The 25,021-nt window shown below is 62.7% G+C and carries 18 protein-coding genes and 1 tRNA gene; 7 read left to right on the forward strand and 12 right to left on the reverse strand.

The features are described from left to right. Positions 1-451, forward strand: a 451-nt coding sequence (locus BN1969_RS18895; RefSeq protein WP_187120340.1) for an ABC transporter ATP-binding protein, incomplete at its 5' end; no start/stop codon positions are given. Positions 452-621: 170 nt separating this feature from the next. On the opposite strand, the gene BN1969_RS09315 is transcribed toward BN1969_RS18895, so the two are convergent. Next, entirely contained in the window at positions 622-2,289 is a 1,668-nt protein-coding gene (locus BN1969_RS09315; protein ID WP_050624052.1) for an ammonium transporter, read from the reverse strand. 667 nt (positions 2,290-2,956) lie between these two features. Here BN1969_RS09315 and gltB point away from each other — a divergent pair. Then, the gene (gltB, locus tag BN1969_RS09320) at positions 2,957-7,486 is read left to right on the forward strand and encodes a glutamate synthase large subunit (protein ID WP_050624053.1); all 4,530 of its coding nucleotides are present in this window, start codon (positions 2,957-2,959) and stop codon (positions 7,484-7,486) included. 15 nt (positions 7,487-7,501) lie between these two features. Then, positions 7,502-8,983: a glutamate synthase subunit beta gene (locus BN1969_RS09325; protein ID WP_050624054.1), complete on the forward strand. Its 1,482-nt coding sequence runs from the start codon at positions 7,502-7,504 to the stop codon at positions 8,981-8,983. Between the two features lie 513 nt (positions 8,984-9,496). On the opposite strand, the gene BN1969_RS09330 is transcribed toward BN1969_RS09325, so the two are convergent. The 5 genes from BN1969_RS09330 to BN1969_RS09350 form a co-directional block, all read right to left on the reverse strand. Then, positions 9,497-9,579: transfer RNA gene (locus BN1969_RS09330), tRNA-Leu, on the reverse strand. A 115-nt stretch (positions 9,580-9,694) separates the two neighbouring features. Continuing rightward, a complete protein-coding gene (locus tag BN1969_RS09335) occupies positions 9,695-10,411 on the reverse strand; it encodes a hypothetical protein (protein ID WP_050624055.1) in 717 nt (238 codons plus the stop codon). Next, on the reverse strand, positions 10,389-12,593 hold the full coding sequence (locus BN1969_RS09340; protein WP_050624056.1) for a gluzincin family metallopeptidase: 2,205 nt from the start codon (positions 12,591-12,593) through the stop codon (positions 10,389-10,391). The genes BN1969_RS09335 and BN1969_RS09340 overlap by 23 nt, the downstream gene beginning before the upstream one ends. After that, on the reverse strand, positions 12,590-13,450 hold the full coding sequence (locus tag BN1969_RS09345) for an ABC transporter ATP-binding protein (protein ID WP_050624057.1): 861 nt from the start codon (positions 13,448-13,450) through the stop codon (positions 12,590-12,592). Before BN1969_RS09345 ends, BN1969_RS09340 begins: the two co-directional genes overlap by 4 nt. 147 nt (positions 13,451-13,597) lie before the next feature. After that, complete coding sequence (locus BN1969_RS09350; protein ID WP_242850318.1) at positions 13,598-14,590, reverse strand: S41 family peptidase; 993 nt, start codon at positions 14,588-14,590, stop codon at positions 13,598-13,600. Positions 14,591-14,791: 201 nt separating this feature from the next. Here BN1969_RS09350 and BN1969_RS09355 point away from each other — a divergent pair, with 201 nt between their 5' ends. Further along, the gene (locus BN1969_RS09355; protein WP_050624058.1) at positions 14,792-15,259 is read left to right on the forward strand and encodes a hypothetical protein; all 468 of its coding nucleotides are present in this window, start codon (positions 14,792-14,794) and stop codon (positions 15,257-15,259) included. A 107-nt stretch (positions 15,260-15,366) separates the two neighbouring features. Here the strand turns inward: BN1969_RS09355 and BN1969_RS09360 are convergent, their stop codons facing one another. From BN1969_RS09360 to cysK, 3 genes are all read right to left on the reverse strand, one after another. Next, complete coding sequence (locus BN1969_RS09360) at positions 15,367-16,887, reverse strand: sensor histidine kinase (protein WP_050624059.1); 1,521 nt, start codon at positions 16,885-16,887, stop codon at positions 15,367-15,369. Continuing rightward, positions 16,865-17,536 (reverse strand): response regulator transcription factor, encoded by a 672-nt coding sequence (locus BN1969_RS09365; protein ID WP_050624060.1) that lies wholly within the window; start codon positions 17,534-17,536, stop codon positions 16,865-16,867. Before BN1969_RS09365 ends, BN1969_RS09360 begins: the two co-directional genes overlap by 23 nt. 144 nt (positions 17,537-17,680) lie before the next feature. After that, positions 17,681-18,613 carry a cysteine synthase A gene (cysK, locus tag BN1969_RS09370; protein ID WP_050624061.1) on the reverse strand — a complete coding sequence of 311 codons (933 nt, stop codon included), beginning with the start codon at positions 18,611-18,613 and terminating at the stop codon, positions 17,681-17,683. Between the two features lie 248 nt (positions 18,614-18,861). Between cysK and BN1969_RS09375 the strand changes: the two genes are divergently transcribed. Then, positions 18,862-20,289 carry a sodium:solute symporter family protein gene (locus BN1969_RS09375; protein ID WP_050624062.1) on the forward strand — a complete coding sequence of 476 codons (1,428 nt, stop codon included), beginning with the start codon at positions 18,862-18,864 and terminating at the stop codon, positions 20,287-20,289. A gap of 164 nt (positions 20,290-20,453) precedes the next feature. Here the strand turns inward: BN1969_RS09375 and pdaA are convergent, their stop codons facing one another. From pdaA to BN1969_RS09390, 3 genes are all read right to left on the reverse strand, one after another. Then, positions 20,454-21,278 (reverse strand): delta-lactam-biosynthetic de-N-acetylase, encoded by an 825-nt coding sequence (gene pdaA, locus BN1969_RS09380; RefSeq protein ID WP_050624063.1) that lies wholly within the window; start codon positions 21,276-21,278, stop codon positions 20,454-20,456. A gap of 156 nt (positions 21,279-21,434) precedes the next feature. Next, the gene (locus tag BN1969_RS09385) at positions 21,435-22,799 is read right to left on the reverse strand and encodes an MATE family efflux transporter (protein WP_050624064.1); all 1,365 of its coding nucleotides are present in this window, start codon (positions 22,797-22,799) and stop codon (positions 21,435-21,437) included. Beyond that, positions 22,792-23,226, reverse strand: a complete 435-nt coding sequence (locus BN1969_RS09390; RefSeq protein ID WP_050624065.1) for a MarR family winged helix-turn-helix transcriptional regulator — start codon at positions 23,224-23,226, stop codon at positions 22,792-22,794. Before BN1969_RS09390 ends, BN1969_RS09385 begins: the two co-directional genes overlap by 8 nt. A gap of 580 nt (positions 23,227-23,806) precedes the next feature. Between BN1969_RS09390 and BN1969_RS09400 the strand changes: the two genes are divergently transcribed. Next, positions 23,807-24,346: a methylated-DNA--[protein]-cysteine S-methyltransferase gene (locus BN1969_RS09400; RefSeq protein ID WP_050624067.1), complete on the forward strand. Its 540-nt coding sequence runs from the start codon at positions 23,807-23,809 to the stop codon at positions 24,344-24,346. An 11-nt stretch (positions 24,347-24,357) separates the two neighbouring features. Continuing rightward, on the forward strand, positions 24,358-24,948 hold the full coding sequence (locus BN1969_RS09405; protein ID WP_050624068.1) for a DNA-3-methyladenine glycosylase I: 591 nt from the start codon (positions 24,358-24,360) through the stop codon (positions 24,946-24,948). Positions 24,949-25,021 lie beyond the last annotated feature (73 nt).

A 25,021-nucleotide genomic window follows, 5' to 3' on the forward strand; every position in this document is an offset into this window, starting at 1 on the left:
CCCCCGCCGCTACTCCAGGGAGGACCGGGAGGCGGCCCGCCAAGCCATGGAGCGCACCGGTGTGGCTGGGCTGGAGGGGGTGCCCATGGCCCACCTCTCCGGTGGACAGAGACAGAAGGTTTATCTGGCCATGGCGCTGGCCCAGGACACCCCAGTGCTGCTGCTGGACGAGCCCACCACCTTTCTGGATATCGCCCACCAGCTGGAGCTGGCGGAGACCGCCCGGACGTTGGCGGAGGAGGGAAAAGCGGTGGTCATGGTCCTCCATGACCTGAACCTGGCCCTGAGCTGCGCACACCGGGTGGCGGTGCTGGAGGAGGGACAGCTGCGGCGGGTGGGTGCGCCGGAGGAGATCTACGCCTCCGGCGTGCTGGAGAAGGTATTCCAGGTCCGGGCCCACAGCGTGGAGACGGCGAAGGGGGAGCGGCAGTACCTCTTCAGCCGGCTGTGAGAGCGGAGGGGGGCCACCCTGCCCGTTTTCTTGTATGATAAAAAGAGCCGTCCCCCTGAGATAGGGGAACGGCTCTTTTATGCTGATCAGCGGATCAGCCGGCTTGAGAGAGAGCCGCTGGAAGCCGCCCTATGAGAATAGCGGTGCCTGCTCCGGCGGGGAGGAGCCGTTCAGTTGTCGTCCTGGAGGGCATCGTAGTCCGTCTCACCGGTCCGGACCTTGACCACGTTTTCTACGTTGTACAGGAAGATCTTTCCGTCCCCCTGATTGCCAGTGCGGAGGGCTTTTTCCGCCGCAGCCACCACCAGGGCGGGGTCCACCCTGGACACCACGATGTCCACCTGAATCTTAGGAAGCAGGTTCATGCTCATTTTGACGCCCCTGTACTGCCCCACCTTGCCCAGCTGGGTGCCGCACCCCATCACGTTGCTCACTGTCATGCCGGTGACGCCGATGGCCGCCATGGTGTCCTTCAGGATGGAGAAGCGCTCCTCCCGACAGATGATGGTCACCTTGGTCAGCTTCCGGCCGGAGGGGTCAGGCGCAGGCCGGGATTCCAGCGCGGCCGGCACAAGTCCGGAGAGGTCCACCGGCCCGCCGGCCCCTTCTCCGCCTAGGGCGCTGGGGGCTGCGGGGCGGAAGTCGGCGTAGGCGGAGGCCAGGGCGTGCTCTGTGATGTCCAGGCCGATGATCTCATCCTCGGCGGATACCCGCAGACCGATGGTCTTGTCGATGAACTTGAACACCAGGAACATGGATACAGAGGCATAGGCGGCGATGGCAGCTACACCCATGCACTGCACCCCCAGGTGGTAGAGACCGCCGCCGTAGAGCAGCCCGCTGGAGGTGTTGAACAGGCCGTCCGCCAGGGTGCCCCAGATGCCGTTGGCACAGTGGACCGCTACAGCACCCACCGGGTCGTCCACATGGAGCTTGAAGTCCAGCAGCTCCACCACCAGCACCACCAGGATGCCATCGACTGCGCCGATGAGGATCGCGCCCAAGGCGTCTACCGTGGCACAGGGGGCGGTGATGCCCACCAGGCCAGCCAGAGAGGCGTTCAGACACATGGAGACGTCCGGCTTGCCGCTGCGCACCCAGGTGAAGACCATGCAGGTGAAGGTGGCCACGGCGGGGGCAAGGGTGGTGTTGCCCAGGATCTGGGCTAGCTGGGCGGCATCTGCGGCGGCGGCGCCGTTGAAGCCGTACCAGCAGAACCAGAGGATGAAGCACCCCAGCGCGCCCATGGTCAGGGAGTGCCCGGGGATGGCGTTGACCTGGATGCGGCCGTCCTTTTCCCGGGTGTACTTACCGATCCGGGGGCCCAGCATCCACGCGCCGATAAGGGCAGCCAGTCCGCCCACCATGTGGATCACAGAGGAGCCGGCGAAGTCCACATAGCCGAACTGGACCAGCCAGCCCTGGCTGTTCCAGACCCACCCGGCCTCGATGGGGTAGACCACCGCGCTGATGACGCCGGAGTACACGCAGTAGGCCAGGAATTTGGTGCGCTCCGCCATGGCGCCGGAGACGATGGTGGCCGCTGTGGCGCAGAACACCAGCTGGAAAAAGAAGTTAGACCAGTCGAAGGCATAGAAGTTCGTAAACATCTGATACTCCGGCATGCCGATCAGGCCGAAGAAATAGTTCTCACTGTTCATGATGCCGTAGCCCAGCAGGATGAAGACCACCGTTCCGATGCAGAAATCCATTAGGTTCTTCATGATGATGTTGCCTGCGTTTTTTGCCCGGGTAAATCCTGTTTCAACCATTGCGAATCCGCACTGCATGAAAAAGACCAGGATTGCGCCCATGAGATACCATACCGATAAATCCATCTTCTCTCGCTCCTTTTTACACAAGGGCGTGCGGTCCGGCACCTTCGCCGTCCCGCACGCCCTTGTGCGTTTGATTTTGGTTCCTCTGCTGCAGCAAAAGAAGCAGGCGCCGCCGGGTCTGATCCCGACAGCGCCTTTGCTTGAGTGTGAGTTTATACCTCCGGTTCTCTCCTGTCAAGATGCAGGAAGAAAGTTTGTGGGACCCAATCAAAATGCAGGGAGACAGGGCAGACCCTCTTTTCCAAGTTCAACAAATTTTTTGCGTGCCAGAGTCAGAAGGAGAGGGAAGCGTTTCTCAAAAAATAGAAAAGAAAAAGTTGAATATAAAAATTGCGTAAAATAGGAGGGCGCTCCTGGAATTGGCCATATATTTGCAATAAAGATAAAATATAATTTCAAAAAATATTGACTTTCACGAAGTAGTGTACTATACTTTCGCCCATAGCTGAAAACAGAGGGCCTCATGTCTCTGATAGAGACATAATTTCGAGATGCCTAAACTTGAAAGAAGGAGGTGAAGTTCCTGCAAAATGACTAGGCTTGGGACGGGAGCCCTGCGGTGAAAGACGGCTATGTGCGTATGGGAGAGACAGCGCAGTCTCGCGGCGGCAGTCCGGGAGTTTGACTGCCGTATTTTTGTAAGCTGACCTGGAAAGGGGAAATCGAGATGAACAGAGAAGGCTATCAGCAGCGCGGCTTGTATGACCCGGCGTTTGAGCACGATGCCTGCGGCATCGGAGCCGTGGTGGACATCAAGGGCCGCCAGAGCTATGAGACGGTGGACAGTGCGCTGAAAATCGTGGAGAAGCTGGAGCATCGAGCGGGAAAGGACGCTGAGGGAAAGACCGGTGACGGCGTGGGCATCCTCCTCCAGATCTCCCACCAGTTTTTTCAGAAGGCGGCCACGGAGTGCGGCATCCAGCTGGGGGAGGCGCGAGACTATGGCGTAGGTATGTTTTTCTTTCCCCAGGACACTCTCAGGCGCAATCAGGCTAAGAAGATGTTCGAGGTCATCGTGGCCAAGGAAGGCATGGAATTTCTGGGCTGGCGGAAGGTGCCTGTCTGCCCAGAGGTGCTGGGCCAGAAGGCACTGTCCAAGATGCCCAACATCCAGCAGGCCTTCGTGAAGCGGCCGGGGGATGCGGCCCGGGGACTGGAGTTCGACCGCAGGCTGTATGTGGCCCGCCGAGTCTTTGAGCAGTCCAACGACAACACCTATGTCCCCTCCCTGTCCAGCCGGACAGTGGTATATAAGGGGATGTTCCTGGTGGGGGAACTGCGGAAGTTCTACCTGGACCTGCAGAGTCGGGACTACCACAGCGCCATCGCATGCGTTCACTCCCGCTTCTCCACCAACACCAATCCCTCCTGGGAGCGGGCCCACCCTAACCGCCTGATCCTCCACAACGGCGAGATCAACACCATCCGGGGCAACGCAGACCGGATGCTGGCCCGGGAGGAGACCATGTCCAACCCGGTGATCGATGACGCCCTGGACAAGATCTACCCTGTGGTCAACGGGGCCGGGTCCGACTCGGCCATGCTGGACAACACCCTGGAGTTCCTGGTCATGAGCGGCATGGACCTGCCCCTCGCGGTGATGGTCACCATCCCGGAGCCCTGGACCAAGGACGGCAGTATCAGCCGGGCCAAGCGGGACCTGTACCAGTATTACGCCATCATGATGGAGCCCTGGGATGGTCCGGCCTCCATCCTGTTCTCCGACGGCGACGCCATGGGAGCGGTGCTGGACCGGAACGGGCTGCGCCCCTCCCGGTACTATATCACTGACGATGGTAAGCTGATCCTCTCCTCCGAGGTGGGTGCCCTGGACCTGGACCCCAGGAAGATCGTGAAGAAATCCCGGCTGGAGCCGGGGAAGATGCTGCTGGTGGATACAGTCCAGGGGCGTATCATTGATGACGCGGAGCTGAAGGAGACCTACGCCGCCCGCCAGCCCTACGGCGAGTGGCTGGACCGGGGCCTCATCCGGCTGAAGGACCTGCCGGTCCCTAACAAAAAGGTGCCCGGCTACTCCCAGGAGGAGCTGACCCGGCTGGAGAAGGCCTTCGGTTATACCTATGAGGATGTGAAAAACACCATCCTCCCTATGGCACGCACCGGGGCGGAGCCCACCGCCGCCATGGGGGTGGACATCCCCCTGGCGGTCCTCTCCGACCACGAACAGCCCCTGTTCAATTACTTCAAGCAGCTCTTTGCCCAGGTGACCAATCCCCCCATAGACGCCATCCGGGAGGAGGTGGTCACCGACACCACCGTCTATCTGGGCAACGACGGCAACCTGCTGGAGGAGCGGGCGGACAACGCTCACGCCCTTCAGGTGGGCAACCCTATCCTCACCTCGGTAGACCTGATGAAGATCCGGGACATGAAGCAGCCCGGCTTCCAGGTGGAGACCGTCTCCATCCTATACTACAAGAACACCCCCCTGAAGCGGGCGCTGGACCACCTGTTCGTTGCGGTGGACCGGGCCTACCGCAACGGGGCCAACATCGTCATCCTCTCCGACCGGGGGGTGGACGAGAACCATGTGGCCATCCCGTCCCTGCTGGCTGTCTCAGCCGTGGAGCGATACCTGATCCGAACCAAGAAGTGCACCGCCGTGTCCATCGTACTGGAGTCAGCGGAACCCCGAGACGTGAACCACTTCGCCACGCTGCTGGGCTACGGTGCCCGGGCGGTGAACCCCTATCTGGCCCATGCGGCCATCGGCTCCCTCATTGACCAAGGTCTGCTGGACAAGGATTACCACACCGCGGTGAAGGACTATAACCAGGCCATCCTCAGCGGCATCGTGAAGATCGCCTCCAAGATGGGTATCTCCACCATCCAGTCCTACCAGTCTGCCCAGATCTTCGAGGCAGTGGGCATTGACCGGGTGGTGGTGGACGAGTATTTCACTGGTACCCTCAGCCGGGTGGGGGGTGTGGGTCTGAAGGAGATCGCTCAACTGGTGGATGACCACCACAGCCGGGCCTTCGACCCCCTGGGCCTGGGCGGCGACCCTACCCTGGACAGCCGGGGCGAGCACAAGGCCCGCGCTGGCCAGGAGGACCACATGTACAGCCCCCAGGTCATCCATCTCCTCCAGGAGGCCACCCGCAGGGGGGACTACAAACTCTTCAAGGAGTACACGGCCCTGGTGGACGACGCCTCCAAGCCCCACACCCTCCGCGGCCTGATGGAGATGCAGTATCTGGACACCCCGATTCCCTTGGACGAGGTGGAGAGCGTGGACTCCATCGTTAAGAGGTTTAAGACCGGGGCTATGTCCTTCGGCTCCATCTCCGCTGAGGCCCACGAGTGCATGGCGGTGGCCATGAACACCCTGGGGGGCAAATCCAACTGCGGGGAGGGCGGCGAAGACCCCGCCCGCTTCGGTACCCTGAAAAATTCCGCCATCAAGCAGGTGGCCTCCGGCCGCTTCGGCGTGACCAGCGAGTATCTGGTGTCAGCCCAAGATATCCAGATCAAGATGGCTCAGGGGGCCAAGCCCGGCGAGGGCGGCCACCTGCCGGGGAAGAAGATCACGCCGGAGGTGGCCAGGACCCGCCATTCCACACCGGGCGTCACCTTGATATCCCCGCCGCCTCACCACGACATCTACTCCATCGAGGATCTGGCCCAGCTGATCTACGACCTGAAGAATGCCAACCGGCAAGCCCGCATCTCTGTGAAGCTGTGCGCCGAGCCGGGAGTTGGCACCATTGCCTCCGGCGTGGCCAAGGCCGGGGCTCAGGTAGTACTGATCTGCGGCTATGACGGGGGCACCGGTGCCGCCCCCCGCAGTTCCATCCATTCTGCCGGTGTGCCTTGGGAGCTGGGGGTGGCCGAGACCCACCAGACCCTGATCATGAACGGCCTGCGCTCCCGGGTCATCGTAGAGACCGACGGCAAGCTGATGAGCGGCCGGGACGTGGCCATCGCCTGCATGCTGGGGGCGGAGGAGTTCGGCTTTGCCACCGCCCCCCTGGTCACCATGGGCTGCTGCATGATGCGGGTATGCAACCTGGGCACCTGCCCGGCAGGGATCGCCACCCAGGACCCGGAGCTGCGGCGGCGCTTCACCGGAAAACCGGAGTATGTGATGAACTTCATGCGCTTCGTGGCCCAGGAGCTGCGGGAGCACATGGCCTGCCTGGGGGTGCGTACCGTGGACGAGCTGGTGGGCCGCACCGACTTGCTGAAGGTGCGGGAGCACGCCGTCAACGAGCGGGCCGCCACGGTGGACCTGTCCGCCATTCTGGATAACCCGTTTGAAGGGGCGCAGGTCAAGCGCCATTTCGACCCCGCGGACGCCTATGACTTCCAGCTGGAGAAGACGGTGGACATGAGGGTCCTGCTGAAGAAGATGAAGGGGGCGCTAGAGAAGGGGGAGAAGCGGACGGTGAACGTCCCCGTCACCAGTACCGACCGGACCCTGGGGACCATTTTCGGTTCCGATATCACCAGGCTCCACGGCAGCAGCCTGCCCGACGACACCTTCACTGTCAAGTGTACCGGCGGCGGTGGGCAGTCCTTCGGTGCCTTCATTCCCAAAGGGCTCACCCTGGAGCTGGAAGGGGACTGCAACGACTATATGGGAAAGGGCCTCTCCGGCGGAAAAATCATCGTCTATCCCCCCAAAGGGTCCCCCTTCAAACCGGAAGAGAACATCATCATTGGCAATGTTGCCCTCTACGGGGCTACCAGCGGCAAGGCATTCATCAACGGCATGGCAGGGGAGCGATTCGCCGTGCGCAACTCCGGCGCCTGCGCGGTGGTGGAGGGCGTGGGTGACCACGGCTGTGAATACATGACCGGCGGCCGGGTGGTGGTGCTGGGACCTACCGGCAAGAACTTCGCGGCGGGCATGTCCGGCGGCATCGCCTATGTGTGGGATGAGGACCGGGACCTGTACCTGCGGCTGAACAAGGCGCTGGTCACAGTGGACCCGGTGACGGAGCGGCAGGACATCCAAGAGATCCGGACCATGCTCACCGAGCATGTGGAGGCCACCGGCTCCCCTAAGGCCCGGGAGATCTTGGACCACCTGGAGGAGAAGGCAGCCTGTTTCAAGAAGATTCTGCCTCGGGACTACGACAGAATGCTGCGCACCATCGCGGAATTTGAGGCCCAGGGCCTGAGCCACGAACAGGCTGAGGTGGAGGCATTCAGTACCAGCACCAAGGAATAAGGGGGAGAAAGTGTTATGGGAAAGATCACTGGATTTCTGGAATATGACCGGCAGACTGATCCGGCGGAGCAGCCACTGGACCGCATCGAGCATTGGAAGGAGTTCCACCCCCGCCTGTCCGAGGCGGACCGCCGCCAGCAGGGGGCCCGGTGCATGGAGTGCGGTGTGCCCTTCTGCCAGTCCGGCGCCACCCTGGGCGGGATGACTTCCGGCTGCCCCCTGCACAACTTGGTGCCGGAGTGGAACGACCTGCTCTACACGGGGAACCTGCCCCAGGCGCTGGAGCGGCTGCTGAAGACCAACAATTTTCCTGAGTTTACAGGGCGGGTGTGTCCCGCCCTGTGCGAGGCCGCCTGCACCTGCGGCCTCCACGGCGACCCGGTCACCGTCCGGGAGAACGAGCTGGGCATCATCGAGGCAGCATTCGAGCGGGGCTTGGTCCAGCCTCGGCCGCCCAGAGTGCGCAGCGGCAAGCGGGTGGCGGTGGTGGGCTCCGGCCCCGCCGGACTGTCGGCGGCGGACCAGCTCAACCGCCGGGGCCACAGCGTCACCGTCTTTGAGCGGGACGACCGGGTGGGCGGACTGTTGATGTACGGCATCCCCAACATGAAGCTGGAGAAGAAGTATGTCATGCGCCGGGTGGAGCTGATGCGGGAGGAGGGCGTGTGTTTCGTCACCGGCGTGGATGTGGGCCGGGACAAGAGTGCCCAGGAGCTGCTGGACGAGTTTGATGCGGTGATCCTGTGTACCGGGGCCAAGGAGCCCCGAGATCTGGCGGTGCCCGGCCGGGAGGCCGGCGGGGTCCATTTCGCGGTGGACTATCTGGCCGCCACCACCCGCAGCCTGCTCAACTCCAAGCTGAAGGACGGCACTTATCTCAGCGCCGCAGGCAAGGACGTGGTGGTGGTAGGCGGCGGCGACACGGGCAACGACTGTGTGGGAACGGCACTGCGTCATGGCTGCCGTTCGGTGGTGCAGCTGGAGATGATGCCCAGGCTGCCCGACCAGCGGGCCGACGATAATCGCTGGCCGGAGTGGCCCCGGGTGTGTAAGACCGACTACGGCCAGGAGGAGGCCGTCGCCGTCTTCGGGCGGGACCCCCGGATCTATCAGACCACGGTGAAGGAACTGCTGACCGACAGCGAGGGGAACCTCCGGGCGGTGAAGGTGGTCCGGCTGGAGGCGGGGACGGACAAGAAGACAGGGCGCACTGTGATGCACGAGGTAGCAGGCTCGGAGGAGGAACTGCCCTGCCAGCTGCTGCTCATCGCCGCCGGCTTCCTGGGCCCCCAGGCCTATGTTGCCGAGACCTTTGGATTGGAGCGCACCCCTCGCTCCTGTGTCAGCACCGCCCCCGGCGGATACGCCACCAATGTGCCCAAGGTGTTCGCCGCCGGAGACATGCGCAGGGGCCAGTCCCTGGTGGTCTGGGCCATCCAGGAAGGGCGCGCCGCCGCCCACGAGGTGGACACCTTTCTGATGGGGTACAGCAATTAAAAGCCTGACCGCAGGCGCGGTCAGCTGGGTGCCAGGGCGAGGACCCTGGCGCAGGTACGGCTCTGCCGGCCTGAGCATCTGGATTCCAGAAGGATGAGCCGCCCAGAGACGGCGGGATAAAAACGAAAGACACGCTTTTCAGCGTGTCTTTCGTTTTCAACAGCAGATCAGAAAAAGATGCAGTGGCTGTCGGTCTGTATCAAAATCCAAATCGAAGCCCAGCGGAGCGGATTCGATTTGAAAAGGAAGAGCAAGGGGGCGGGCGGATGACGTCTTTTTTGCCTCAGGCATAAAAAGACGTGGTCACAAAGCGAACTTTGCCACCACGTGGAAAGGACAGTCAAAACCGATATTTTTACGAGGGCAAAAACAGCCGCCCGCAGGGCGGCCCCAAGCCGGAGCCCAGCGCAGCGGGTCCGGTTTGAAAGAGAGGAGCGGCAGAATGAGCGAACGATAAGCTTTGCAATGAAATGAAAAAGCTCGTCGCAAGTGATATGTTGCTTGCGACGAGCTTGGTACGGGTAGTGGGAGTCGAACCCACACGGTTGCCCACTGGAACCTAAATCCAGCGCGTCTGCCAATTCCGCCATACCCGCGCGACCACGTCTATCATAAAGGATTGTAGGAAAAAAGTCAATGGGCATTGCGGAGAAGGGGACGCCCCGGAAAAGGGCGCCCCCAGGCAGAAGATTTTGGAATGGGGAAGATGGCTCACTCTCCAGGGAAATGGTGGTGCAGGGCGGCGGTCAGCAGGACCACGCCCGCAGCCAGGAGCCCGGATTGGACCAGGCACATGCCCCCGGGCAGGGAAAAGGCCGGGTCCAGTGTCCCCAGGGACAGGGGGTACTGGGAGAAGAACCGGCCGTTCCACAGGGAGAGCAGCTCGGGAAGGGGGAGGAGCTGGAGCAGGAAGGGCAGGGGCATCCACAGGTAGACGAGCCAGGGGCGCAGGCGGCCCAGCAGCCAGCCGCTGCCCAGGGCAAAGACCAGAGCTGGTATCAAGGATATGGCGGCGGGAAGGAACAGACTGCCCCAGCTGTACCACCGAAACATGCGGGCATAAAAGACAGCGGACAGCAGCAGGACGGCGAGGGACTGGAGGACGGTGCCGGTCAGTGCTGCCCCCAGCCGGGCCAGGGCGTATTGCCAGGGCCGCACAGGGGTGGCGGCGGTGAGGACTGCGGCCCGCCGCTCCGCCCCTGAAGTGAAAAAGGTGAGAAAGAACAGCACACCGATCCACAGCAGGGGGAGCAGGCGGCTAAGGTAATCCCCGAAGGTCCAGGGGGAGAAGGGGGCAGTGTGGGACACCCCCAGAATGGAGGCGCCGGTGAGTACCTGCCAGCCGTAGAACAGGGTCACGGCCAGAATGCCGAAAAAGAACTTGTTCCACAGCAAGCGCTTACACTCATATCGAAATATCTTGACCAAGGTCCAGCTCCTCCTCTGTCAGCCCGCAGGCGTCTAAAAATTCTTGATAGGTGAGATAGGGATAGCTCCAATCGAGCTCACGGTTGAACAGGCCGCGCAGGATCTCATCCATGGCCGCCTCACCCCCTACCAGCTTCTCTGCCCTCAAAATTTTCAGGGGCATCTCACAGTACTGCCGCATGCCGGTCAGGCTGTTGGTGGTGGCCAGCTGCTCCTCCTCGGGCAGCATGGCCAGGTACTCTGGGTTTCGGACGTAGAAATCCAGGTAGTAGTCCTCCACCTCCCGCTTCCACTGGTCCACGTAGTATTCCTGTGCGTGATCCGCCCCGTAGAGCTCCTTGACGATGCGGTAGGTGGTGTACACCGTCAGCCCCTCGGCGGACCAGGGATCTGCGGGGTCCTCGGAGTCAAACATGTTGCCCAGGCCCCACCACTGGTGGACCAGCTCGTGGATCATCACCTCGCCGGGGACGGCCCCCTTGCCGCCGTCGCGGAGATTGGCGGCAGTGAAGTCCATCTCATCCAGCAGGCTGGCGCCCCCGGCGGCGTAGCCCCCGCCGGCCACCCGGCTCTGGATCAGCTTCAGAGAGCCGCCAGCGCTGAAGGACAGGGGGCCGTAGCGCTCTGTGCAGTAGTCCACCACGGCCCGCACCGCATCCGCCGCCCCGGCCTGTTCCATCACCGCCTGATGCTTCCGGCCATAGTAGAGCTGGATGGTGGCGCCGCCGGCCTGGATATCCTGTCGGATGTAGTCCCCGGCGTAGACGATGCCGCCAGCGCTGTCATCCTCATAGCGCCAGGTGGCGGTGCCGTTGCCGTGGGTCTCCACCACCTCTGCCTCGCTGGTACCGAAGGGGATGACGGTCATGGAGCCGGGCACGGTGAGCTCCACGGTGGTGGGATAGCCATGCCCCTCTGGCAGAACATTGAGCAGATAGGGCATCAGGTTCTGATTCTCCAGGCACAGATAGGCTCCGCTGATCTCGGGGGAGCCCTGGGTGGTCTCCGCAATGTTCCAGTCCCTGGGGAAGCCGCCGTACTCCAGCACCAGCTCCACCGCGCCGTCCGCCGGGAGGGCGATCTCCCACAGAGCCATGTTGGACTCCTCATAGCCGGTGCGGACGGGGGAGATCTCCGCCCCATTGGCACGGGCAGAAGTGATGTCGTACCCCGGGTCCACACCGAAGCAGACCGTCCACCCCTGGCCGGAGGTGTTCTGGAACTGATAGGCGGCTCGGCCCTCCACCGTGCCAGCGGCGGTGTCTGGGAATACCTGGGCGGTGCGCCTGGAACAGGTGACTCCCTCGGCATACTCCAGTTCGAAGAGCCGGGAGGCGGTGAGGTCCGGATTGCTGTTGTCAAAGAAGGGCTGAGCTGCATAGGCCGCACCGGAACAGGCCAGGAGCAGCAGGGCGATCAACGGCCGACAGACCCGCCGGGCGCTCCGGGCCAGGGAACCCAGAAGCCCCTTCCCATACTGCCGGATACACAGCCAGGAGAGGGTCCAAACCCCCGCCAGGGCTGCCAGCCAGGTCAGGCGCATATAGGCCACCGACCGGTAGAGCCGGAAGTTGGAGAAGTCATCGGACAGGGCCCATACGCAGGGATTGAGCCAGCACAGCTGCCACTTCCCGGCCCACACCGTCAGACTCAGGGCGGCGAAGGTGGCAAAGAGGACCAGGGACAGGTCAGAGCGCCGGGTGAACTGATAGGCGGCGGCCGCTGCCAGAATGGCCAGCCACAGGGCCAGCCCCATGAACAGCAGATAGGAGAGCAGGTAGTCCGTGCCGCCAAAGACGGAGCCGATGAGCTCCCGGCTGATGGGGAGCCAAACCAGCATGGTGAGGCCCAGACCCAGGACAGCGGCAGCGGCCAGGGCGGGCAGACGCACCAGGGCCATGGTCAGGGGGGAGACCGCAGCGTCCATCAGCATGCCCACCCGGCTGCGCTCCGTGCGGTCCAGCTCGTACACTGTCAGCAGGCCGAACAGGATGCCCCCCACCACGCCCCCGGCCAGGGCGGGATCAGCCAGATACATGGACAGCATGGTGTCGGCGGCGGTGGGCTTGTACAGCACCAGCCCAGCCAGTGGGGAGAGCACAGTCAGTAAAATGACCAGCCAGGTCAGGCGGCTTTGGAATAGACGTCCCAGCTCCAGACAAAACAGATGCAGAGCTTTCATTGGACCGCCTCCCGGGAGATGAGGTAGAGGTAGGCGTCCTCCAGGGTGGGTTCTGCGGGCTGAGCGAAGCGGGGGAGGACATCGGCCACCGCCCGGCAGCGGATGCCCTGGCTGGTGTTCACCCGGGCCGTAATATGCAGCCCCGCCTCCTGGGCCGCCTCCCGTTCCCAGAACACCCCCACGTGTCCGGCGGCGGACTGGATCAGGGCTTCCGGAGTGCCGGTGAACAGGACCCTGCCCTGGTCTATAACGACCAGCTGGCCGCAGACCGACTGCACATCCTCAATGATATGGGTGGACAGCAGCACCAGCCGGTCCTGGGCTGTCTGGGAAAAGAGGTTGCGGAAGTGGATGCGCTCCTCCGGGTCCAGGCCCACGGTGGGCTCGTCAAAGATGAGGAACTCCGGGTCTCCCAGCAGAGCCTGGGCGATTCCCACCCGCTGGCGCTGGCCTCCGGAGAGAGTGCGGATTCTGGCCCGGCGCTTCTCCTCCAGATTGACGGCCCGGATGACCTGGTCGATGGCGGAGCGGCTGTTCCTCAGCCCCTTCAGGGCAGCCATGTAGTCCAGGAACTGATAGACGGTGAGCTCGTCATACAGGCCGAAGGACTGGGGGAGATAGCCCAGACGGGCTTTGAGCGCCCGCTGGGATCGGTCCAGCGGGCGCCCGTCCACCAGGATGGAGCCCTGGGTGGGCAGGAGGGCGGCCACCAGCAGCTTCATCAGGGTGGACTTGCCCGCCCCGTTGGGGCCCAGAAGCCCCACCAGGCTGGGGCTGGTCAGGTCCAGGTCCAGTCGCTGGAGGGCCTGCTTCCCGCTGGGATAGGTCATAGAGAGATCTTGGATTTGGATTTGCATGGGTCAACATCCTTTCGTCTTGGGTTCCATGTCAGGATACCGGTGCAATGTGGAGAGCGATTGAAGAAAAGATGTGTTTTGTATGAAGATGGCGGAGAGGCCAGGGCAATCATGTCCCCGCCCGGGAGGCGGACGGGGACAGATGGCTTAGGCCTGAGAGATGGCCCGGAGAGCGGTGATAAGAGGAGGCTCGCCTGGGGGAGAGGGGAGGTCTGGGAGGGTGCCCAGCTCCTCGTTGCTGCTCCCGTCGGGATTGAGGCCGAATACAGGGGTGTACTGGACCAAGATCCCGCTGTTGGGCAGCTGGAGAAAGACCGGGTCTGTCCCGATGCCGTCTCCGCTGGTGGCACTGCCCACCAGCGTGGCAAAACCGGTCTGTTGGCAGAAGAGGGCGAAGGATTCGGAGGCGGAGTAGACGGACTCGTCTACCAGGACCCAGATGCGGCCCCGGAAGGGGCTGGGCTGATCAGCCGGCTCCACCCTGTGGCAGACTCGGACAAAGTGGGTGGCTAGATCCAGGTCCCCCGGCTCAAGATGAGGCAGACTGGGGAGCTGGTTCAGGGGGAGGAGACACTCGGCGGGAAAGACCTGATCCAAATAAGGGGCGTTGTTGCGGCTGTGGCGGACCAGGGCCAGGTGCTCGCTGGACAGGGGCTCATCAATGTGGGGGGCGACCAACAGCTCCTCCCAGTAAGCCTCGCTCCCGCCGCTGTTGTCCGTCAGATCAAAGATCAGGTCGGTGCAGTCCCCACACTGCCGGTAGAAGTCAGACAGGATGGCACGGTCCGCCTCGTACTCGGCGGGCTCCACAATGGACAGATGCCCGTTGTTCCCCAGCAGGAACAGGGTGCTGTAAAACGCTTGATAAAAGGTCTGATCGCTGTCGCTTTCGGCCACCATGTCCCGGTAGCTGGTGTAGATCCCTTCCACATCCACCCCTTCCCGATCTAAAATCCCCCAGCAGGGATAGCTGTCGGCCAGAACAGACAAGAGATACTTGTAGTCCTCCATCCGCTGCTCTGCGGTCAGACCCAGCATGTGATCTGGAGAAGGGGAGTCCTGGGCCTGACTGAGCGGCAGACTCAGAGACAGGGCGGCGGCAGCTAGTACTGCCGCCGCCATCTGTTTCCTCAATTTCATACAAACACTTCCTTTCTGGAAAACAGGATATCGTGCCTTTATGAAAGGAGTGTGAAGGGGGCCTTACGACTTTCTGACACAAACCTTACAGAACTCTTACAGCATTTGAATGTTTTACCCAATAGGGAGTACAAACAGGCGGGCATTGATTTTCTGCCGGGGCATGTTATACTAAAAGAAAAATGGTGCAGGGAGGCGGACATGGTGGGGGAGAAGAGGCTTTGGAAGCTGGACCAGGGGCTGTGCGTGCTTTTGATGCTGTTGATCCCCCTCCAGCTGTGTCTCAGCATTGCCAACTTGTTTTACGGGATAGACAAGGGTTATGGACACAGCTTCCCACTATGGTCCTATGTCCTGAGTGCGGCTTATCTGTGCGTCGTGTTGTCCGCCGACGGATTCATGATCTGCGTCGGACGGCTGGAGCTGTCCAAATTCGTGGGCAGGTACTGGCTCTCCGCCTGCGGGGCACTGGCGGCAGCGGCCCTGCTGAGGCTGGTGCCGGAGGGCGGGATGATCGCTCTGCTCCTGCTGGCATACACGCCTGTCCTGGTGTTGGTTCCACTGCTGGAAACGCTGGGGATCGGAGAGATATCTCCGATGATGGCAGCCGTGGGCATGTTCTGCTTGTGCAACTGGCTGATCTGCAGGTGTTTTGTGAGGAAGAAATAGGATGGCACAGGTCGGGGGCCAAAGCTCCGGCGTATAAACAGCATCCCGCCCGGCTATCAGCCGGGCGGGATGCTGTTTATATGGCAGGTGCGCCGGAGCGGAGGGGATCAACTGGCCGTTTCCGGCGGAAAAATCACACGGGCCCGCACGCCGTCGGTGATATTCTCGATCTCGCACCGGGCCCCGTGCCGATCCAGGATCATCTTCACCAGGTAGAGCCCCAGACCGCTGCCGCCGGTGCGTCGGTTCCGGGACTGCTCCTCCCGGTAGAAGGGCTCAAACAGGCGGGGGAGGGCCTCCGCCCCAATCTGGACACCGGTGTTCTCCACCACCAGGGTGGGCCGCCCGTCCAGGCGCAGGGTGCGCACCCGGATGCGGGCCCCGGCGGGGGAGTACAGGGCCGCGTTGGACAGCAGATTGTCCACCGCCCGTCCCAGCAGGCTGGGATCGCCCCGGAGGACGAGGCCGGGGGCCAGGGACAGGGAGAGGTCCATCTCCCGCTGATCCAGCAGCTCCCTGTCCTGCTCCAGCTGTTCCTCCACAAGCCGGGAGAGGTCCACCTCTTCCTTCCGCAGACCCGTCCCCGATTCCATCCGGGAGATGGTGAGGATCTCCCCCACCAGGGCCTCCATCCGGGACGTGACCTGAAGGGAGCGGGCCAGATACCGGTCCCGGTCCCGATAGACGCCCACCTCGTCCAGCATCCCGGTGAGCTGCCCCTTCAGGATGGTGACGGGGGTCTTCAGCTCGTGGGAGGCAGCGGCGAAAAAGGCGCTACGCTGCCGCTCCAGCTCCCGTTCCCGCTCCATCTCTCCCAGCAGGGCGTCGTTGGCCGCTCTCAGGTCGGTCAGGGCGGCGGAGAGGCGCTGGGACATACGATCCAGACTGCGGCCCAGGGCGCCGATCTCATCCCGGCGGGTCTCCCCGCAGATCCAGCCAAAGTCCAGCTCTGCCATTTTCCCCGCAATGCCGCTGAGGCGGACGATGGGGCGGGTGATATAGCGGGAATAGACCACTGCACACAGGGCAGAGAAGGCCAGCAGCACCAGCAGCACCCAGGGGGCCATCCGGGCCAGGGCCGCCACTGCCAGGTTTTCCGAGCGTACTCCGGGGGAGACATAGAGCTCGCAGGTCTGCCCGCCGGCAAAGGTGACCTCGGTAACCTGGGTGTCGCTGGCTATGGAGAGGGCGTATTCCCGGCCATCCTCCTGGATGATGGCTGCGGGCGGGTCCCCGTTCCACAGGGACTGGATCTCCGATGCGGTGAACATGGAGTCGGAGGTGACAGTCACTATCGTGCTCTCGTCCTCATAGACCGACTGGATGGAGAGCTGGGAGTTGGTGTCCTGAACGATGTGCCCATTGGCGTCCACCAGCATGACGGAGGATTTGGAGGCGCGGATGAACTCGTCCAGGATGGGGCCGCAGTCCTCCAGGGCGGTGACAGACAGGCGTTCCACCAGCAGGTCAGTCTGGGCCCGCAGATCGTCGCTGGCCGCCGCTGTGTAGGTGATGGGGGTGGCCCAGGCGATCAGGGCGAAGGTGATGGCCCCCGCCCCAAGCAGGATGAGGAGGGTAATGAGGAAGATGCGGACAGTGAGGCTCTCATGGAGCTTCCTTCGCAGCACGATAGCCCACCCCCCTCACTGTCTCGATGCAGTCGATGCCCAGCTTGTGACGGAGATTCTTAATGTGGCTGTCCACCACCCGCTCGTCCCCGAAGAAATCGTAGCCCCACAGCTTGGCCAGCAGCACCTCACGGGTAAAGACACGGCCAGGGCTGGAGAGAAAGGTGTGGAGCAGCTCGAACTCCCGGGCGGTGAGCTCCAGAGACCGGCCGGCCAGCCGCACCTCCATGGCCTCCGGGTCCAGGGTCAGATCCCCGTAGCGGAGAAGGGAGGGCGCGGTGCTGACACCCCCGGCACGGCGGAGGATGGCGGCGATCTTTTTCAGCAGCACCGGCATGGAGAAGGGCTTGGTCACATAGTCGTCGATCTCCAGGTCAAAGCCCCGAAGCTGCTCCGCCTCCCCGTCCAGGGCGGTGAGCATGAGGATGGGGACCTGGGATTCCTGGCGGATCAGCTCGCACACGCCGAAGCCGTCTATTTTGGGCAGCATGATGTCCAACAGGACCAGGTCAAAGGAGGCGGAGCGGAACAGCTCCAGGGCCTCCACCCCGTCTCCGGCCAGGCTGGTCTGGTAGCCGGCCTGCTGGAGATAGGCGGAGAGCAGCTCCTGGATGTCCGGCTCGTCTTCCACGATCAGGATTCGGTTCATTTTGTTCACCCCAATGACAGGATAACAGGAAAATATGAATTTTATATGGAGAGGGACAAAAAAACCAGAGCGGGAGGGGAAGAGGCGGAAAAAGAGCCCCGGCTGCCGGAGCAGAGGGCTCCGGCGGCCGGGGGCAGGACAGGGTCAGTCCCCGTACATGGGGGTGGAAAGATAGTGCTCTCCGGTGTCGGGGAGCAGGGCCACGATGGTCTTGCCCCGGTTCTCCGGCCGCCGGGCCAGCTGCACTGCGGCCCAGACCGCTGCGCCGGAGGAGATGCCAACCAGCACCCCTTCCAGCCGGCCCAGCCGGCCGCCCATGGCCAGGGCGTCCTGGTCCTCCACCTGGATGATCTCGTCATAGATCCCGGTGTCCAGCGCCTGAGGGACGAAGCCGGCCCCGATGCCCTGGATGGCGTGGGGCCCCGGCGTTCCACCGCTGAGCACGGGGGAGGAGGCGGGTTCCACTGCCACGATCTGTACGTCCGGCCTGCGGGATCTCAGGTACTCGCCCACTCCGGTGATGGTGCCGCCAGAGCCTACCCCGGCCACGAAGATGTCCACCGTCCCGTCGGTGTCCGCCCAGATCTCCGGGCCGGTGGAGGTGCGGTGGGCGGCGGGATTGGCTGGGTTTTCAAATTGGCCGGGGATGAAGCTGCCAGGGATCTCCCGGGCCAGATCCTCCGCCCTGGCGATGGCCCCCGCCATGCCCAGCCGGCCCTCGGTCAGCACCACCTCGGCCCCATAGGCCAGCAGGAGCTGACGCCGCTCCTGGCTCATGGTGTCCGGCATGACGATGATGGCCCGATAGCCCCTGGCGGCGGCCACCAGTGCCAGACCGATGCCTGTGTTGCCCGAGGTGGGCTCGATGATGACAGAGCCGGATTTCAGAATGCCCCGGGCCTCCCCGTCGTCCAGCATGGATTTGGCGATGCGGTCCTTGGCGGACCCGCCGGGGTTGAAGCTCTCCAGCTTCCCCAGGATGCGGGCGCTCAGGCCCAGCTCCCGCTCAAGATGCGTCAGCTCCAGCAGGGGCGTCCCCCCGATCAGCTGCTCTACTGAGGTATAGATCTTTCCCATAGCGCTTATCCTCCGTTCTTTCTAACTGTCAGGTAGTTTAGGGGGATTATAGGCTTTTCCCCGGCAGGTGTCAAGAAAAAGCGGGGCCTGAGACTTCAAGGGCACACCCAACACACGGGATTTGTGATTTTTGTTGCCGTGGCGCCGGATCTGTGTTATAATTTTGACAAAGATACCTGAAAAAGGAAGGGAAGGAGCCGGCTGGGCCGGAGCGGCCCGGGTCGGAGGAGTGACAAAGGAGGCCTGTTATGGTAGAAGTCACCACTCTGGATCTGGTCATTATTGGACTGTATCTGCTCTTCATGCTGCTGGTGGGCGTGTGGTTCGTCAAGCGCATCAAGAACACGGATGACTATTATGTAGCGGGACGCACACTGGGGCCGGTGGTCCTGGCCGCCACCGTGTGTGCCACCATTATCGGAGGCAGCGCCATGATGGGGCGGGCGGGCATCGCCTACACCACGGGCTTCATGGCCATTGCCACCGCCCTGCCCTATATGCTGGGCATGTTTATCTTCTCCGGCTACGCCGGGCGTATTCAGCAGGTGGGGGAGAAGTACCACATCGAGTCCATCCCCAGCCTGTTCGAGTACCGCTTCGGAAAGCCGGCTAAATGCGTCCTGGCTGCTATGGTGGCTTTCGCCATGGTGGGCACGGTGGCCGCCCAGGTCACCGCCACCGCTACCATTATTAAGCTGCTGGGGGGACAGGTGGGCATCAGCTACGAGATGGGGGCTTTTATCGCCACCGCCATCTTCATCATCTATACCGCCGCCTCCGGACTGTTCGGCGTGGTGTACACCGATGTGGTGCAGTTTTTCATGCTCATTATCTTTGTCTACCTGATGATCCCATTTTCCAGTCTGGACTATCTGGGGGGCTTCGGGAGCTTCTGGGCCAGCCTGGACAAGAGCTACATCACCCCTGCCATTGACGGCAAGATACTGGGGGACATCGTCACCTATCTGGTGTTCACCATGGCGGGGGCGGAGATGTGGCAGCGGGCCTTCGCGGCCAAGGATAAAAAGTCGGCCAAGCGGGGCATGTTCTGGGGCACCGCCGTCTATGGCGTGACCATCGCCTTGCTGTTCCTGATGGGGCTGGCGGCCCAGCAGATCCTGCCCAACGTGGTGGAGGAGTTCGGCACCGCCGATGCCGTGATACCTGCCTTGGCCATCAAGATCCTGCCCCCCGGCCTGACGGGGCTGGCTCTGTCCGGCATCCTCTCCGTGATGATGAGCACGGCGGACAGCTATCTGCTGGTCTCTGTTCAGACGGTGGTCAGCGACCTAGGCAAGACCTTCCACCCCGCCATGAAGGAGAAACAAGAGATCCTTTTCTCCCGCATCGCCTCGGTGGTGCTGGCCCTGGGGGCACTGGTCATCGCCCTGTACATCAAGAGTGCCTACGACGTGCTCATGTTCGCCTGGGCCTTCTACGCAGCGGCGGCCGGACTGCCCGCCCTGGCGGCTCTGTACTGGAAGAGAGCCACCAGCGCCGGCATCATGGCCGGGATGCTGGGGGGCTTCGTGGTCACCGTGGTCTGGAAGCTGGTGGGCGAGCCCATGGGTCTGGGTGCCACCGTCCCCGGCGCCATCGCCTGCGGCGTCCTGCTGGTGGGAGTCAGCCTGGCCACATACCGGAAGCGCCCCACTGTGATGGTGGAAGTGAAATAAGCGTCCGAGACGGGGAAGCGAGACGGTCGAAAAGAGGCAGTCTGCCACGGGCAGGGGTTGTCCGCCTGCGGACGCGAACTCTGCAAAGATTTTTCCACAGAGCGCCGGCCCCGCCCCTTATTGGGGGCGGGGCCGGCGCTCTGTGGAAAAGCGGCATGGACGTTTTATGCCGTCTGGTCAGGCAGGTCCTCCAGGGAGGCGAAGGTGTAGCCCATGTCCTCCCAGCGGGTGAGCAGCTCGTCCAGGATCTCGGCGTTGGTCCGGGAGGTGGAGTGGAGCAGCACGATGGCCCCATTGTGGATGCGGGGGATGAGTTTGGAGAAGGCCTCCTCCGCCGTAGGCTGGTCATCCACGTACCAGTCCACATAGGCCAGGCTCCAGAACACGGTGCGGTAGCCCAGGGCCTGGGCCTGGCGCAGATTCTCCTCGCTGTATTTTCCCTGCGGAGGGCGGTAGAACCGGGGGAGGGTCTGGCCGGTGGTCTCCTGGTACAGCTGTTCCAGCTCCTCCAGCTCCTGCTGAAATTTGCTCTGGTCCGAGATGGCGGACATGTCCGGATGGTGGAAGGTGTGGTTGCCCACGATGTGCCCCTCCTGAACCATACGGCGGATCAGGTCGGGGGAGGACTGGATCATGTGTCCCACTACAAAGAAGGCGGCCGAGGCCTGATGGTCCTTCAGCACGTCCAGGATCTGGGCGGTGTAGCCGTTCTCATATCCGCAGTCAAAGGTGAGGTAGAGGACCTTCTGGGTCGTGTCCCCCACATAATAGGCGTCGTATTGGGCCAGGGACTGGGCGGTGGCGTTGCCCACAGGGGGTTCCCCCTCAGTCTGGAAGGACAGGCCCCAGTTGTCGGTGGAGGCGGCCACTGCCGCCGGGGCGGCAGCGGGGACGGGAGTGTCCTCCCGCACAGCCAGCCAGAACAGCCCTCCCAGTACCAGGCAGAGCGCAGCTGCGGACAGCAGCGCGGTTCGGCGTGTGTGGTCCATAGATGTTCCCTCCTGCATGTTTTCGGTCAGGTCAGCGCTAGGATGTGCAGGAGAGAGGCAAAATATGTACCGCTTATGCTGGAAAAGAAGGCGGAACGGCGGCCTTCTGGCCGCCGTTCCGCCTGGAGCCAAGCCGCTTTTTTGACAGATCTGTGCTTACCGGTCGGCCACTGCGGTCCGCATCCACTTTCCACTCTTCACCCGGAGCAGGGAGACCGCCGCACCCACGGCCCAGCCGGCGGGAATGGACCACCAGATGGCGTTGGCGCCGAAGGGGGTCAGATAGACCAGCGCGTAGGCGATGGCCACTCGGGAGAACAGGTTCGCCATAGAGCTGAGGGTGAACGCCCCCATGTCTCCGGCCCCCCGGAGCATCCCGTTGGGAACGAAGAGAACGCCCATAAGGATGTAAAAGACGGAGACGGTGCGCATGTAGGCCAGCCCGTAGCCCATGGCGCCGGAGGTGTCTCCCGGGTCCAGGAACAGGGAGAGCAGCTGGCTGCCGAACAGGAAGATGATCACCGTGATGACCAGGGAGAAGACCACAACCATGAACAGGCAGGCCTTCAGGCCCTCCTTCACCCGGTCGTACTTGCCAGCGCCGATGTTCTGGGCGGTATAGCTGGACATGGCGTTGGAGAAGTTCATGTTGGGCAGCATGGCCAGGGTGTCGATCTTGGTGGCGGCGGTGTAGCCGGCGACCAGCACCTTGCCGAAGGAGTTGACCAGTCCCTGCATCATCATCATGGACAGGGAGACCAGGGACTGCTGGAGCATGGAGGGCAGGCCGATCTGGGCGATGCGCTTTACCGCCGTCATGTGGAACAGGGGGATCTTCATGTTGGCCCGCTCCGGCTCACAGGGCAGCTTCTTCATCCGCTGGAACATCACCACCAGGGAGGCGATGGCACACATTCCCTGAGCGATCAGGGTGGCCCAGGCCACCCCCGCCACCCCCATGTTGAACTGGATGACGAAGAGCAGGTCCAGCACGATGTTGGTCAGGCTGGAGATCATGAGAAAGATCAGCGGCGTTTTGCTGTCCCCCTGGGCGTTGTAGATGCCGTTGAGGGTGTTGTACAAAAACAGGAACACCGCTCCTCCAAAGTAGATCCGCAGGTACAGCCGGGAGTCATCCATAATGTCCGGGTCGGTGCCCAGCAGCTGGAGCAGAGGGCCGGCGAACACCGTCCCCAGGGCCATGATGATGAGGCCCAGCACGCTCAGGGAGATGATAGCGGTGGAGATGGTGGTCTTCATCTCGTGGATGCGCCTGGCCCCGAACAGCTGGGAGACCACCACGTTACAGCCCATAGACAGCCCGGAGGCCACCGCCACCGACAAAAACACGATGGGGAAGGAGGAGCCTACCGCTGCCACCGCGTCCTCCCCCACGAACTTGCCCACTACAGCGGTGTCCACCATGTTGTACAGCTGCTGGAACAGATTGCCCGCCACCATAGGCAGGGCAAAGAAAAACAGCAGGTTGAGAGGCTTGCCCTCTGTCAGATTTTTAACCATCGTCCCCTTCCTCTCCTCTTTTGTATTGCATGACATTTTCAATGATCCGGGACAAAAAGCTGTTATACAGTGTCCGTTCCTCGGAGGAGAACCCCCGGCAGCAGATGTCGTTCCAGCTCTCCAGGATCTTCTGGACGGCCCCGGCGCGCTCCTCCCCAGCCGGGGTGAGGGAGACCTGCTTCTCCCGCCGGCACTGGTCACTCACCCAGCGCTCCACTAAGCCACGCGCCTCCAGACGGGCCACACTCCGGGCTACTGCCCCCTTATCCAGGGCGGTCTGGGCCGCGATGTCCTCCTGACGCAGGCAGTTTCCGCCCCACAGAAGGTAGAGTATCATGCCGTCCATGGGCTGGAATCCCAGAGGCGCCAGCTGCTCTCGAAAATACTGCTGCTTGATGCGGCGGAAAATCTCGCTCCGGTCCTGCATGGTCCCTGCCTCCCTTTTTATTGTTGTATCTATCAACAGTTGTATTTTACAATAATTTCTTAACAAAATCTATACACAAAGCGCACAAATTTAGCGCTGCCGGGGGGAGACAGGGGAGGATGGGCCGGCGGTTCTTGGAGCAGAACACCACACAGTCCACCTTGTCCGGGAGCGGCTCACAGCAGATGAACCTGCTGGGGAACAGGGGGCGGGTCAGGACGCAGCCCTCTGTAAAGCGCTCCTATGATATTGGCGGTGTTGATGGCCATTTCTCTCTCACCGGGATGTCCTCAAATCCCTGCTTCATATGCGGGGCAACCGGCGCAGTGACCCGCGCGAGCGCGGCAATTTCCTTACTGGGCAGCTGGGCCATAGCCTCGCTCTCCGCCTCGGCGGAGAAGATAATGCTTCGGGCGTAGGCGACGCCTGCCGGGGACAGGCAGAGAAAAATCCTGCCTAGGGCAGAAAATGGCCGTCATTTTTGTGATCCTGTGGTATAATAGGATGACCTGTAAAAAACGGGCGGATCATGGGGAACTCCCTGGGATCGCTATGGAAGACTTGGAAAGGCGGTGCAGCGATGGTCTATACCACCCACTATCAGTCCCCTCTGGGGGCTCTGCTCCTGGCGGCCAGGGGGGACGCACTGGCCGGCCTCTGGCTGGAGGGACAGAAATACTTTTTGGGTTCCCTGAAGGAGCCGGCGGAGCCCATGGAGGGCCACCCCGTGCTGCTCCAGGCCGGGGATTGGCTGTCCCGCTACTTTGCGGGGGAGCGGCCGGATTCCGGTGAGCTGAAGCTGGACCCCGGCGGCGGGGAATTTCGGAGGACAGTCTGGGAGGAGCTGTGCCGCATCCCCTATGGGAGCGTGACCACCTATGGCGCACTGGCCCGGACCGTGGCTGCCCGACTGGGCCGGGCCAGCATGTCAGCCCAGGCGGTCGGGGGCGCGGTGGGCCACAACCCCATCTCCATCCTCATCCCCTGCCACCGGGTGGTGGGGGCGGACGGCAGCCTTACCGGATATGCCGGGGGCATCGACAAGAAGCTCTGGCTTTTGGACCACGAGGGGGTGGAGACGGACCGCTTCTTCGTCCCCGACAACAGCACCGCGCCGTAAAGGAGGGGCCCATGGAGAGAAGGCGATGCAGGTGGGTCAACTTGAAAAACCCCCGCTATATCCGCTACCACGACGAGGAGTGGGGGAGGCCCCACTATGATGACGGCTATCTCTTTGAGCTGCTGGTGCTGGAATCCTTTCAGGCGGGGCTGTCCTGGGAGTGTATCCTGAACAAGCGGGAGAGCTTTCGGACAGCCTTTGACGGTTTCGACTGCCGCAAAGTGGCCGCCTACACCCAGGAGAGGATGGACGCCCTGGCTGCCGACCCCTCCATCGTCCGCAACCGGCGGAAGATCGCTGCGGCGGTGAACAACGCCAGGATCTTTTTAACGATCCAGGAGGAGTTCGGCAGCTTTTCCAACTATCTCTGGCACTTCACCCGGGGGGAGCAGGTGGTCCACCGGGACGGGCTCCTCCGGGCATCGTCGCCCCTGTCCGACGCAGTTTCCCGGGACCTGAAGGGAAGGGGGATGAGATTCGTGGGCTCCGTTATCATCTACTCCTACCTCCAGGCGGCGGGGATCATCGACGACCACGAGCCGGAGTGCGACTTCTGCTGCGGCCGGCAGAGGGCAAAGGAGCAGCCTTTGGGGATAGAATAGAGGCCCTCCGGGGCAGGAGGGCGGAAAGAAGGCAGCCCCGCATGGCACGCCATGCGGGGCTGCTCAATGCTGC

It is taken from the genome of Clostridium phoceensis, from assembly GCF_001244495.1.
Taxonomy (GTDB): domain Bacteria; phylum Bacillota; class Clostridia; order Oscillospirales; family Oscillospiraceae; genus Lawsonibacter; species Lawsonibacter asaccharolyticus.